This window comes from Streptomyces sp. NPDC093260 (assembly GCF_040683715.1).
Classification (GTDB): Bacteria; Actinomycetota; Actinomycetes; order Streptomycetales; family Streptomycetaceae; genus Streptomyces; species Streptomyces sennicomposti.
Genome location: NZ_JBFBEK010000009.1, coordinates 38,585 through 51,766 on the forward strand (window position 1 = coordinate 38,585; position 13,182 = coordinate 51,766).

General features: G+C 74.7%; 10 protein-coding genes. 5 read left to right on the plus strand and 5 right to left on the minus strand.

Annotation, left to right across the window (positions count from 1 at the left end; genetic code table 11):
- Positions 1-171: 171 nt before the first annotated feature.
- On the minus strand, positions 172-774 hold the full coding sequence (locus AB0N63_RS13580; RefSeq protein WP_365528259.1) for a hypothetical protein: 603 nt from the start codon (positions 772-774) through the stop codon (positions 172-174).
- Positions 775-1,051: 277 nt separating this feature from the next.
- Here AB0N63_RS13580 and AB0N63_RS13585 point away from each other — a divergent pair, with 277 nt between their 5' ends.
- Both AB0N63_RS13585 and AB0N63_RS13590 read left to right on the plus strand, forming a co-directional pair.
- Positions 1,052-3,844, plus strand: coding sequence for a penicillin acylase family protein (locus AB0N63_RS13585; protein ID WP_365528262.1), 2,793 nt, complete (start codon positions 1,052-1,054; stop codon positions 3,842-3,844).
- A gap of 83 nt (positions 3,845-3,927) precedes the next feature.
- The gene (locus AB0N63_RS13590; RefSeq protein WP_365528264.1) at positions 3,928-4,593 is read left to right on the plus strand and encodes a response regulator transcription factor; all 666 of its coding nucleotides are present in this window, start codon (positions 3,928-3,930) and stop codon (positions 4,591-4,593) included.
- A gap of 25 nt (positions 4,594-4,618) precedes the next feature.
- Here the strand turns inward: AB0N63_RS13590 and AB0N63_RS13595 are convergent, their stop codons facing one another.
- From AB0N63_RS13595 to AB0N63_RS13610, 4 genes are all read right to left on the minus strand, one after another.
- Positions 4,619-5,845 carry a sensor domain-containing protein gene (locus AB0N63_RS13595; RefSeq protein ID WP_365528266.1) on the minus strand — a complete coding sequence of 409 codons (1,227 nt, stop codon included), beginning with the start codon at positions 5,843-5,845 and terminating at the stop codon, positions 4,619-4,621.
- 503 nt (positions 5,846-6,348) lie between these two features.
- Positions 6,349-7,728, minus strand: coding sequence for an ABC transporter permease (locus AB0N63_RS13600; RefSeq protein WP_365528268.1), 1,380 nt, complete (start codon positions 7,726-7,728; stop codon positions 6,349-6,351).
- 5 nt (positions 7,729-7,733) lie between these two features.
- Positions 7,734-8,486: an ABC transporter ATP-binding protein gene (locus AB0N63_RS13605; protein ID WP_365528271.1), complete on the minus strand. Its 753-nt coding sequence runs from the start codon at positions 8,484-8,486 to the stop codon at positions 7,734-7,736.
- A gap of 169 nt (positions 8,487-8,655) precedes the next feature.
- Positions 8,656-9,903: a DUF1343 domain-containing protein gene (locus AB0N63_RS13610; RefSeq protein WP_365528273.1), complete on the minus strand. Its 1,248-nt coding sequence runs from the start codon at positions 9,901-9,903 to the stop codon at positions 8,656-8,658.
- Positions 9,904-10,086: 183 nt separating this feature from the next.
- On the opposite strand from AB0N63_RS13610, the gene AB0N63_RS13615 reads away from it, so the two are divergent.
- From AB0N63_RS13615 to AB0N63_RS13625, 3 genes are read left to right on the plus strand one after another with little or no spacing between them, the layout of a single operon-like run.
- Positions 10,087-10,851: an SDR family oxidoreductase gene (locus AB0N63_RS13615; RefSeq protein ID WP_365528276.1), complete on the plus strand. Its 765-nt coding sequence runs from the start codon at positions 10,087-10,089 to the stop codon at positions 10,849-10,851.
- Positions 10,848-12,542, plus strand: a complete 1,695-nt coding sequence (locus AB0N63_RS13620) for an AMP-binding protein (RefSeq protein WP_365528278.1) — start codon at positions 10,848-10,850, stop codon at positions 12,540-12,542. The genes AB0N63_RS13615 and AB0N63_RS13620 overlap by 4 nt, the downstream gene beginning before the upstream one ends.
- Before the next feature lie 25 nt (positions 12,543-12,567).
- Entirely contained in the window at positions 12,568-13,161 is a 594-nt protein-coding gene (locus AB0N63_RS13625; RefSeq protein WP_365528281.1) for a TetR/AcrR family transcriptional regulator, read from the plus strand.
- Positions 13,162-13,182: the final 21 nt, after the last annotated feature.

Consider the following 13,182-nt stretch of genomic DNA (forward strand, 5'->3'; position numbering starts at 1 on the left):
CCCCGCGCCCCGTCCTGCGGGCTGACCGGCCCGCGGCGGGGGCCGCCCCGCCCCGCACCCGGTTCCACGGGCAGCGCCGGCGGGCGCCCCGGACCCGCCCGGCGGGCGCCCCGGACCCGCCCGGCGGGCGGGCCGGCCCCGCGGTGAGGGGGCGCACAGACGCCCGCCCCCTCAGGCCGACACCAGCAGTCGGCCCCGCCTGGCGTGGGCCATGGCCTCGTCGGTGAGGACCGGACGGGGGACCAGGATCCCGCAGTCCGCGCAGACCGGGCCCGAGGACGGCTCGTGGTCCAGGCCGTAGCGCCAGACCAGGCGCTCACCGTCGCACACCGGGCAGGCCGCGCCCGGCTCGCGCTCCAGCGCGGCGATCAGCCGGCGCAGCACCTCCGCCAGCGGCTCACCGGGATGCACCCTCGGGTCGTCGCACCAGGCCACCCCGAAGCCGCCCCAGGTCAGGCGGTGCCAGTCGTCCACGCTGCCCGGCCGGCGCAGCCCGTCGTGCTTCTCCCTCCTGCGCCGCCGCGCGAAGGACGCCTCGTAGTCGAGCCACACCGAGCGCGCCTCCTCCAGTTCCTCCAGTGCGGCCACGAGCCGCACCGGATCGGGGGACCTGTCCTCGGGACCGAACCCGGCCCGGGAGCACAGATGGTCCCAGGTCGCCCGGTGCCCGTAAGGAGCGAACCGCTCCAGGCACTTGCGCAGCGAGTACCGACGCAGCGCCAGATCGCACCGCGGGTCCCTCACCTGTCTCGCCAGACTCCGGAAACCGGCCATCGCCCTGCACCTCCGTCACACCTGCACCTGTACATCGGTCACTTCGGCGGCGTCGCACGGCCCTTCACGCGCGGCCGTCGTACGAGCGTCGCCGAGTAGACGTGCCGACCGGCGATCCGGCTCCATCCGATTTCCGATGTCTGCCATAACTCCGCCCCTGTTGACCGTCATGTCCGCCGCGAGAAAGCCCTCCCTTCGAAAAGTGACGCATGCTCATCTTCCAACTCGGGTGTACCGGCGGTAACCTCCGGGCCGACCCCATCGGGAGGAGCTGCCCATGCCACGGCGCACCCCACATGACGCGCTCGACGAAGTGAGAACTCCCCGCAGATTCCCCGGGTTCCTGAAGACCGCATCCGTATGCGTCCTCGTTGCCGGTCTTTTGGCGCCCTTTTCCCCGGCGATGGCCGCCGACACCGCCCCGAAGGCCGCCGCGGACGACTACTGCGGCGGCCAGTGCTCGGACATCCTGCCGCCCGGCGAGAACGGCAACGCCACACTCGCCCAGATCCTCCTCAACCAGGGCTTCGGCACCCAGCCGAGCCACGCCGAGGACCAGCTCGGCCCGTACGCGAACCTCGCCAAGGGCTACCCGGCGCTCACCGACGACAAGATCAACAGCTTCTTCAACGACGCCTCGTTCGGAGTCCCCGCCGGACAGGTCGCCTCCACCGAGAAGCCCGCCGGCCGCGGCGACGTCACGATCGTCCGCGACAAGAGGACCGGCGTCCCGCACATCACCGGCACCACCCGCTACGGCACCGAGTTCGGCGCCGGGTACGCCGCCGCCGAGGACCGGCTGTGGCTCATGGACGTCTTCCGGCACGTCGGACGCGGCCAGTTGACCTCCTTCGCCGGCGGCGCCCCCGCCAACCAGGGCCTGGAGCAGCAGTTCTACCGCAACGCCCCCTACACCGAGGCCGACCTCCAGGCCCAGATCGACAGCGCCGTCGCCAAGGCCGGCGACCGCGGTCAGCAGGCCCTCGCCGACGTCAACGCCTACCTCGCCGGCATCAACGCCTACATCGACGCCGCCGATCCCGGCCGCTACTTCCCCGGCGAGTACGTCCTGACCGGACACAAGGACGCCATCACCAACTCCGGCGCCATCGACCACTTCAAAGTCACCGACCTGGTCGCGCTGGCCTCCGTGGTCGGCTCCCTCTTCGGCTCGGGCGGCGGCGGCGAGGTCGACAACGCCCTCTCCCTGCTGGCCGCGCAGGCCAAGTACGGCGTCGAGGAAGGCACCAGGGTCTGGGAGTCCTTCCGCGAACGCAACGACCCCGAGGCCGTCCTCACCCTCCACGACGGCCAGAGCTTCCCCTACGCCGCCAAGCCCGCGAACCCCAGGGGCCAGGCGCTGCCCGACCCCGGCTCGGTGACCGACGAGCCCCTGGTCTACGACCGCACCGGCGGCGCGGCCGGCGCCGCCGCCGAGAGCGCCACCACCACGGCCGCCAAGTCGACTCTGTCCTCGGCCAGGCGCGGCATGTCCAACGCCCTCGTCGTCAGCGGCGCGCACACCGCCAGCGGCCACCCCGTCGCCGTGTTCGGCCCGCAGACCGGCTACTTCGCCCCCCAGCTGCTCCTGCTCCAGGAGATCCAGGGCCCGGGCATCAGCGCCCGCGGCGCCTCCTTCGCGGGCCTGAGCATGTACGTCGAACTCGGGCGCGGCCAGGACTACTCGTGGTCCGCCACCACCTCCGGCCAGGACATCATCGACACCTACGCCGTCGAACTGTGCCAGGACGACCACCACTACCTGTACCACGGCACCTGCACGGCCATGGAGCAGGTGCAGCAGGCCAACTCCTGGAAGCACACCGTCGCCGACGGCACCGCGGCAGGCTCCTACACGATGCGCGTGTGGCGCACCAAGTACGGCCCCGTCCAGTACCGGGCCACGGTCGGCGGCAAGAAGGTCGCCTACACCAGCCTGCGCTCCTCCTACCTGCACGAGGCCGACTCCATCATCGGCTTCCAGATGCTCAACGACCCCGACTTCGTGAAGGGTCCCGCCGACTTCCAGAAGGCTGCGCAGCACATCAACTTCACCTTCAACTGGTTCTACGCCGACTCCCGGCACACCGCCTACTACAACAGCGGCGACAACCCGGTGCGGGCGAGCGGCGTGGACGCCGAGTTCCCGGTGTGGGCGCAGCCGGCGTACGAGTGGCAGGGCTGGGACCCGGCCGCCAACACCGCCGACTACACCCCCGCCTCCGCCCACCCCAACTCGATCGACCAGGACTACTACATCTCCTGGAACAACAAGCAGGCGAAGGACTACGCGGCCGCGCCCTGGGGCGAGGGCTCGGTGCACCGCGGGAACCTGCTGGAGGACCGGGTCAGGAAGCTCGTCGCGGCCGGCGGCGTGACCCGCTCCGCCCTGACCAGGGCGATGGCGGACGCCGCCCTCGCCGACCTGCGCGCCGAGGACGTCCTGCCCGAGCTGTTGAAAGTGATCGACACGTCGGCGGTCACCGACCCGACGGCCGCCGCGGCGGTCGCCAGGCTCAAGACCTGGGTCGCGGCCGGCGCGCAGCGCACCGAGACCTCGGCCGGCTCCAAGACGTACGCGAACGCCGACGCCATCCGCATCCTGGACGCCTGGTGGCCGCTGTTGGTGAAGGCCGAGTTCGAACCGGGCCTCGGCAGCGGCCTCTACACCGCCATCGGGGCCAACCTGCCCGTCGACGAGGCCCCCTCCGCCGGACACGGCCCGACCGGCTCGCACGCCGGCAGCGCCTTCCAGTACGGCTGGTGGAGCTATGTCGACAAGGACATCCGGGCGGTGCTCGGTGAGTCCGTGCAGGGGCCGCTGGCCCGGAAGTTCTGCGGGAACGGCGACCTGAACGCCTGCCGGGACAGCCTGCTCGGCAGCCTCAAGCAGGCCGCGGGGCTGACCGCCGCGCAGGTCTACCCCGGCGACGACCAGTGCTCGGCGGGCGACCAGTGGTGCGCCGACTCGATCGTCCAGCGCGCCCTGGGCGGCATCAAGCACGGCAGGATCAGCTGGCAGAACCGGCCCACCTTCCAGCAGGTGGTGGAGTACACCTCGCACCGGTGACCGCCCGGAACGGTACGACGCGTGGCGGGGGCGCGGCACCGCCCCCGCCACGCGCCCGGTCGGCCGGCCCCGATAATGGCGTGGTGATCGACAGGCGTCTGCGCGTGGTACTGGCCGAGGACTCCGTCGTCCTCCGCGACGGCATGGTGGAGCTGCTCGGCGCCCGCGGCTGCGAGGTGGTGGCCACCGCCGGGACGGCGCCCGACCTGCTCGCCGCGGTGGACGCGCACCGGCCCGACGCGGCCGTGGTCGACATCCGGATGCCGCCCACCCACACCGACGAGGGCATCCGGGCCGCCGTGGAGATCCGCGGGCGGGCGCCCGAGGTGGGCATCCTGGTCTTCTCCCAGCACGTGGAGATCGCCTGGGCCGCGCGGCTGCTGGCCCACGGCGCGGCGGGCGTCGGCTACCTGCTGAAGGAACGCGTGGCCCGCACCTCCGAGTTCGTGGACGCGCTGCGCCGCGTCGCCGACGGGGGCACGGCGCTCGACCCCGAGATCGTCACCCAGCTGATGCGCGGCGGGCGCAGCAGCCGGGTGGACGCCCTGACCCCGCGCGAGCGCGAAGTGCTCCAGCTGATGGCCCAGGGGCACTCCAACCGGTCCATCGCCGCGCTGCTGGTGGTGTCGGAGCGGGCGGTGGAGAAGCATGTCGCCGCCGTCTTCACCAAGTTCGGCCTGCATCCGGCGGACACCGACAACCGCCGGGTGAAGGCCGTCCTCACCTACCTGGAGGACAGCGGGAGGTGACCGCCCGCCACCGGTGGCCCGCCGGTCACAGACGCACCGGCAGCTCGGCGGTGATCACGGTGGGGCCGCCGGGCGGGCTGTCGATCCGCAGGACGCCGTCCACCGCCGCGAGCCGCCCGGCCAGCCCCGACAGCCCGGTGCCGGTCCCCGCCGCCGCACCGCCGCGGCCGTCGTCGCGCACCGTCAGCCGCACGCGGCCGCCGGCCGTGCGCGCCGTCAGCTCGGCCGCGCGGGCGCCGCTGTGCTTGGCGACGTTGGTGAGCAGTTCGGCGGCGCAGAAGTAGAGGGCCCGTTCGACCGCCGGGTCCGGGCGCTCCGGCAGGTCCAGCCGGACGGCGACCGGCACCGGGGAGGTGGCGGTGAGGGCGGGCAGCGCCTCGGCGAGGCCGCCGTCCAGCACGGGCGGATTGATGCCCCGGGTGAGCCGCCGCAGCTCGGCGATGGTCTCGTCGGTCTGACCGCGGGCGCGGTCCACCAGGGCGCGCAGCCGGCCGAGGTCCGGGTGCGGGACGGGCGCGAGGGCGTCGTCGGCCAGCGAGAGGGTGATGGCGAGGGCGACCAGCCGGGCCTGGGTGCCGTCGTGCAGATCGCGCTCCAGCCGGCGCAGCCGGTCGGTGTTCTCGGCGAGCAGGGTGGCGCGGGCGGTCTCCAGTTCCCGGACGCGCCGCTGGGTGCGGGCGGGGCCGAGCAGCAGCCGGGCCAGCCCCCGGTTCGCCGCGCTCAGCGCCCGTACGGCCCCGGGCACCGCGGCGAGGAGGGCCAGGCCGAGGGGTACGCAGACGACGTCCAGCCGGTCGACCCCGTGCGGACCGGCTTCCAGTGCCCGCCGCCAGAGCGGGAAGCCGGTCAGCCAGCCGCAGCCGAGGGGGAGTGCCACGGCGGCGGCGAACCCGAGCACGCCGAGCGGCAGCCGCAGCACCAGGTAGAGCAGCGTCCGCCAGGCGACCGGATCGGCCAGCACGACCCGGCCGCGGGCGACGAACCCGGCCGGGCGGGGCAGCGCGGCCGGCGCCTCGACGCGCTCGCCGAGCAGCCGGCCGACCAGCCGCCGGTGCAGCGCGCCGAGCCCCCGTGCACCCCGCAGCGCGGCGACCAGGAACGGCAGCCCGAGCACGGTCAGCGACAGCAGCGTCCCCGCGTACAGCACGGCGAGCGCGTACACCCCGCCGGCCACGGCGACCGGCAGCCCGACCACGGCGAACCCCCACTCCCCACCGCGCACGGCGAACCAACGCCGCACCACCTCAGCCACACCGCCCCCGAACCCCCACGCCCTGGCCGGCCGCCCCGCCTCGCCCGGCCGACCGGCCCGCGCCGACCCGCCCGGCCTCGAACCCGCGGGCCCGCCCGGTCGCCGCGACCCGCTGGTACGCCCCGTCCTGCCCGGCTCGTTCAGTCCGCCCGGCTGCCCCGCCCGGTCGGGGCACCGCAGCCGGCCCGTACGCCGCGGCCCCGGCGGCCTCGGTCTCTCCGGTTGCCTGGGCATGCGCGGACGCCCCCGCTCGCCCTGTCCGTTCGGCCTCCCCGCTCGGCGAAGCGCCTTCGGCTCGCCCGGTCCGCGTGGCCTGCCCGGCCCGTCCGGCCGCAGCGGAGGGCAACGGCGAACCGGCGCCCGCCGTGTCCGCCGGCCGCCCGGCGCGGGCCGCGCCCCCAGCGCCGGGCCCGCCCGGTCCGGGCGTCGTCACCGCCGCGGCGGCCGGCGCCTCCCCGGGCACGGTCCCCGTCGTCGCCCCGACGCCCGGGGCCCCACCGAGGTCAGTCACGCTCGCCGCCCGCCAGTTCCGCCGCCGGGCCGTGCAGTGCCCGCAGGCCCGCGGGCACGACGGCCGCGGCAGTGAGCGCCGCCGCGGCCGCCGCGATGCCGCAACAGGCCGCGACCGGCACGGACGGCACCCAAGAGCCGGTCGCGGCCCTGCTGAACGCGGCCGACGCCGCGCCCGCGACCGCCGCGCCCAGCAGCACCCCCACCGCCGTGCTCAGCGCCGCCTCCGCGGTCAGCATGCGCAGCACCTGCGGCCGGGTCGCGCCCACCAGCCGCAGCAGCGCGAACTCACGGCGCCGCTCGGCCGTCACCGCGATCAGGGTGTTGACCGTGGAGACGGCGGCGAAGCAGGTCAGCATGGTCAGCTCGGCCTGGCGCAGCCAGACGTCCGTGGCGGAGGCGGCGCCGGCCGCCGACGCGTCCGTGGCGTGCCCGGCGGTGCGTGTCATGATCAGCATGGTGCCCGACAGCCCCACGAGCAGCGCCACCGGCACCACGGCGGACGACAGCCGCCGCGCGTACCCGCGCAGGTTCGCGTCGGCCAGCCAGCCCGCGCCGGGCGCCAGTGCCCGCACCGGCGCGCCCAGCGCGGCCGTCACGGCGCGCGCCGCGAGGGGCCCCGCCAGGGCCAGGGCGAGCAGCAGCACCACCGCGCCGAGCAGCGCCGCCTGCCCTGCCTTGTCCGTCTGCTCCGCCGGCCGCGTCGCGGCCAGGCGCAGCAGCAGACCGCCGCCCGCCAGCGCGGCGATCCCGGCCAGCAGGCGCGGCACGCCGGTCCGCCTGTGCTCCGTCGAACTCGCGGCGAGGGCGGCGGCGGGAGCGATCCGGGAGATCCGCCGGGCCGCGACGGCCGAGGCGGCCAGGCCGACGACGAGCACCGCGGTCAGTGCGACCAGCCCGGGCGCCAAGCTGCCCGGAATCCGTACGCCCGGCGCCGCCATCCCCCGCCGCCGCAGTTCGGCGAGGAGGAGACGGGCCGTCACCGAGCCCGCACCCCAGCCCGGCGCGGCGACGAGCAAGGCGGTCGCGACGACCTGGCAGCGGACCAGTCGCCGCGCCTGGCCGGGCGTCGCCGCGATGGTGCGCAGCAGGGCCAGCTCACGGTGCTGCTGACGGAGCGCGGAGCCCAGCGCGCCGACGACGACGAAGAACGCCACCAGCACGGCGATCTCGCCGAACGCCCCGGCGATCACCGTCAGCGAGGGGCCGGTGGCCGTACGCCGGACCGCCGCCTCGGTGGCGATGTCGGCCGCGAGCAGCGAACCGAACAGGGTGAGGGTGGCGAGGGCGAGGAACAGCGCGGCCGCGAGACCGGCGAAGGCGGCCGGACGTCGGCGCATCTGCCCGAGGGCGATCGGAAAGGTCGGGGCCATCATGTTCACCCGCCCAGCCGGCTGAGCGCATCGCCGACCCGGGCGGCGGTGGGCCGGTACAGCTCGTCCACCAGCACGCCGTCGGCGAGCAGCAGCACCCGGTCCGCGTAGGCGGCGGCGACCGGGTCGTGGGTGACCATCGCGCAGGTCTGCCCCTCCCGGTCCACACCGGCGCGCAGCAGGGCGAGGATCTCGTGCCCGGTGGCCCGGTCCAGCGCACCGGTCGGCTCGTCGGCGAACAGGACCCGGGGCCGCGTGACCAGCGCCCGCGCGATCGCCACCCGCTGCTGCTGCCCGCCGGACAACTGCCCGGGCCGGAGCCGTTCCCGCCCGGCGAGCCCCACCCGGGCCAGCGCGTCCAGCACCCGCTCGCGGTCGGGGCGTTCACCGGCGAGCCGGCCGGGCAGCTCGACGTTCTGCGCGACGGTCATCGCGGGCATCAGATTGAACGCCTGGAAGACGAACCCGACCCGGCGCCGCCTGAGCCGCGCCAGCCGCCGTTCGGGCAGCCGGGACACCTCCGTACCGCCCCACCAGACCGAGCCCCGCGTGGGCCGGTCCATCCCCGCGAGGCAGTGCAGCAAGGTGGTCTTGCCGGACCCCGAGGGCCCCATCACCGCCGTGAAGGTGCCGGGCGCCAGCGCCACCGACACCCCGCGCAGCGCCCGCACCGCGGCGCCGCCGCGCCCGTAGTCGCGGTGCAGGTCCCGCGCCCGGGCGGCGGTTTCCGTCCCGGCGTCCGTCGTCGTCTCGGTCATGCCCTCATCCTCGGCGGGCGGGACACGGTGATCGACCGTGCCCGCCCCCGGATCGAGGGTTCGGGAAACCGCACCCCGGGCCGCGCGGCCCCGGCGGGGGCCGGTGCGCCGGAGCCGTCGGGGCCGCCGCCCGCCGAACGCCTCACCCGCAGGGCGTCCGCCCCGGACCTCACCGGTAGAGCAGGTACCCCTCGCGCACCTTCCGGAACGCGGCCAGTTCCCCGCTCCACCCGGCCACCACCTCGTCGGTGTCCGCCCCGGCGTCGATCATCGTGCGTACCCGCGTCGAACCGGTGAGCTTGTCGATCCAGTCGTCCGACCGCCAGGCGAAGCCGTCCCAGACCCGCTTGGCGGTGACCAGCAGCGCGACGCCGGTGCGTACGGGGTCGAAGGCGGCCCGGTCGTGGACGTGCAGCTGCACCCCGCCGACCGTCGTGCCCTGGAACTTGGAGAAGGTGGGCGCGAAGTACGCCTCGCGGAACCGCACCCCGGGCAGGCCGAGCGCGTTCACCGCGGCGGCCCAGCGCCCGTCGAGGCCCTCCGCGCCGAGGAGTTCGAAGGGGCGGGTGGTGCCGCGCCCCTCCGACAGGTTGGTGCCCTCGAACAGACAGGTGCCGGAGTAGACGAGGGCGGTGTCGGGGGTGGGCATGTTCGGGCTCGGCGGCACCCAGGGCAGGTCCGAGGCGTCGTAGAAGCCGGACCGCTGCCAGCCGGTCATCAGGACCGTCTCCAGCTCCACCGGCGTGCTCAGGAACTCGCCGTTGAACAGCCGCGCCAGCTCCGCGACCGTCATGCCGTGCGCCTGCGCGATCGGCTGCCGTCCGACGAAGGTCGCGAACTCCTTGTGCAGCACCGGCCCGAGAGCCTGGCGGCCGGTCACCGGGTTGGGCCGGTCCAGCACCACGAACCGCTTGCCGGCCAGCGCGGCGGCCTCCATGCAGTCGTACAGGGTCCAGATGTACGTGTAGAAGCGGGCTCCCGCGTCCTGGATGTCGAAGACGACCGTGTCCACGCCGGAGGCGGTGAACACGTCGGCGAGCGGCTGTCCGCTCTTGAGATACGTGTCGTACACGGGCAGCCCGGTGGCCGGGTCGTCGTAGCGGCCCTCGGAGCCGCCGGCCTGCGCGGTGCCGCGGAAGCCGTGCTCGGGGCCGAACACGGCGGTCAGCTCGACCCGGCGGTCGGCGTGCATCACGTCCACGATGTGCCGCACGTCCCGGGTGACTCCGGTCGGGTTGGTGACGATGCCGACGCGCTGCCCGGACAGGAGGCGGTAGCCGCTCTCGGCGAGCCGCTCGAACCCGGTCCGCAGGGACCGGTCGCGGCCCCGCCCGGCCGCCTGGGCCTGCCCGGCCGGGACGGTCGTGGCCGCGACCGCGGCCGTCGTGGCGAGCAGGCTCCGTCGGGACAGCTTCATACGGTGACCTCCGTGATCGCGGCACGTGTCATGCCCACGCACGCTAGCGCGCGGCGGGACGGCAGGGAACGCGCCGGACCGCCCCGGTGATCGGGGAGCGGGCGGAAACCCCCCTTCCGGACTCCATACCGACCGGTTAGTGTGGCGCGGCAGAGCCGTAGCGTGCCGTGTCGAAGGAGACCGATGGTGCAAGCCGTTCAGGGTGCGGGAGTGGTCGTCACCGGAGCAGGGGGCGGCATCGGGGCCGCTCTGGCCCGCCGGTTCGCCGCAGGCGGCGCGAAGGTCGTCGTCAACGACCTCGACGCCGTACGGGCCGCCGCCGTCGCCGAGGAGATCGGCGGCATCGCGGTGCCGGGCGACGCCTCCGCGATCGTCGCCGAGGCGCGGGACGCGCTCGGCGGCGCCGTCGACGTGTACTGCGCCAACGCCGGCCTCGCCTCCGGCGGCTCCGAGGCGGCCGGCGAGGAGGTCTGGGCGCAGGCCTGGGACGTCAACGTCATGGCCCACGTCCGCGCCGCCGAGGCGCTGCTCCCTCACTGGCTGGAGCGCGGCGCCGGCCGGTTCGTCTCCACCGTCTCCGCCGCCGGGCTGCTCACCATGATCGGCGCCGCCCCCTACAGCGTCACCAAGCACGGCGCGTACGCCTTCGCCGAGTGGCTGTCACTGACGTACCGGCACCGCGGGATCAAGGTGCACGCGATCTGCCCGCAGGGCGTGCGCACCGACATGCTGGCCGCCACCGGCAGCGCGGGCGACCTGGTGCTCCAGCCCACCGCGATCGAACCGGAGGACGTGGCCGACGCCCTGTTCAAGGGCATCGAGGAGGACCGCTTCCTGATCCTGCCGCACCCGGAGGTCGCCGGCTTCTACCAGGCCAGGGCCGCCGACCCCGACCGCTGGCTGAGCGGCATGAACCACCTCCAGCGCAAGTGGGAGGAGACCCGGTGACCGCCGCCCCCGCCTCCCGCTACGCCGCCAAGCCCTGGCTGGACCTGCTCGACCAGGCCCAGCGCGCCCCGGTCCACCCGGCCGACTCCCTCGTGCACGCCCTGCGCCGCTCGGCCGCCGAGGCCCCCGACCGCACCTTCCTCGCCTACTTCGACGCCCGCCTCACCTACCGCGAGGTGGACGAGCTGAGCGACTCGGTCGCCGGCCACCTCGCCGCGCGCGGCCTGGAGCGCGGCGAGCGGGTCGCGGTCCTGTTCCAGAACTCCCCGCACTTCGTGCTCGCCGTCCTCGGCGCCTGGAAGGCCGGCGCGGTCGTCGTGCCGGTCAACCCCATGTACAAGTCGGCCGAGGTCGCCCACGTCCTGGCCGACGGCGAGGTCGCCGCGCTGGTCTGCTCGGACCGCGCCTGGGAGTCGTATCTGCGCGAGACGGCCGCCGGCTCGCCGGTGCGCATCGTGCTCACCGGCTGCGAACGCGACCTGCAGACCCGCGACGACGCGCGCGTGCTCGCCTTCGAGCGGCTGCCCCAGGCCGCCGACGCCGACGACCTGGTCGCCGTCGCCCGCGCCGGCCGCACCGCGCCCGCCGACCGCGACCCCGCGCCCGACGGCATCGCCCTGATCAGCTACACCTCGGGCACCAGCGGCACCCCCAAGGGCGCCACCAACACGCACGCCAACATCATGTACAACGCCGAGCGGCAGAGCACCGGACTCGGCCTGCCCGAGGCGCCCGTGTACTTCGCGCTGGCCCCGCTGTTCCACATCACCGGCATGGTCTGCCAGTTCGGCGCCTGTCTGAACAGCGCCGGCACGCTGGTGCTGGCGTACCGCTTCGAGCCGGGCGTGGTGCTGGAGGCGTTCGCCGAGCACCGGCCGCACTACACCGTCGGCCCCTCCACCGCCTTCATGGCGCTGGCCGCCCACCCCGCCGTCACCGCGGACCACTTCTCCTCCTTCGCGGTCATCTCCTCCGGCGGCGCGCCGCTGCCGCCCGCGCTGGTGGAGAGGTTCCGGGCCGGCTTCGGGCCGTACATCCGCAACGGCTACGGCCTCACCGAGTGCACCGCGCCCTGCGCCTCCGTGCCGCCCGGCCGGGAGGCGCCCGTCGACCCGGTCTCCGGGACGCTCGCGGTGGGCGTGCCGGGCCCGGACACCGTGGTGCGGATCGTGGACGACGAGGGCCGGGAGCTGCCGTTCGGCGAGTCCGGCGAGATCGTCGTCAGCGGCCCGCAGGTCGTGCCCGGCTACTGGCGCCGGCCCGACGCCACCGCCGAGACCTTCCCCGGTGGCGAGCTGCGCACCGGCGACATCGGCTTCATGGACGAGCGGGGCTGGCTCTACGTCGTCGACCGCAAGAAGGACATGATCAACGCCTCCGGCTTCAAGGTGTGGCCGCGCGAGGTCGAGGACGTCCTCTACACCCACCCGGCGGTCCGCGAGGCGGCCGTGGTCGGGGTGCCCGACGGGTACCGCGGGGAGACCGTCAGGGCGTACATCAGCCTGCGTCCGGGCGCCCGGGCGGACCCGGAGGAGCTGGCCGCGTACTGCAAGGAGAGACTGGCCGCCTACAAGTACCCGCGGCAGGTGGAGATCCTGCCCGAGTTGCCGAAGACGACCAGTGGGAAGATCCTCCGTCGGGAGCTGCGTTCCCGTACACGTGGAAGTCAGCAGGAACAGCAGGACCGGTAGGTCCACGGAAAGGCAGGTGGCGGCAGTGCCCAGGACGACGGACCCGGCCGGGACCCCGGTTCCCCAGCGGCTCCTGGCCGCTGCCACCCGGCTCTTCGCCGAGCGGGGGTACGACCGCACCTCCGTGCAGGAGATCGTCGAGGCGGCCGGCGTCACCAAGGGCGCCCTCTACCACTACTTCGGCTCCAAGGACGATCTGCTGCACGAGGTGTACGCGCGCGTGCTGCGCGTCCAGCAGGAGCGGCTGGACGCCTTCGCCAACGCCGACGAGCCGGTGGAGAAGCGGCTGCGGGACGCGGCCGCCGACGTCGTCGTCACCACGATCGACAACCTCGACGACGCGATGATCTTCTTCCGCTCCATGCACCACCTCAGCCCGGAGAAGAACAAGCAGGTGCGCGCCGAGCGCAGGCGCTACCACGAGCGCTTCCGCGCCCTCATCGAGGAGGGCCAGGAGCAGGGCGTCTTCTCCACGGCCACCCCGGCCGACCTGGTGGTGGACTACCACTTCGGCTCGGTCCACCACCTCTCCACCTGGTACCGCCCGGGCGGCCCGCTGGCCCCGCAGGAGGTCGCCGACCACCTGGCCGACCTGCTGCTGCGGGCGCTGCGGCCGTAGGCCTCATGGGAACGCGTAAGG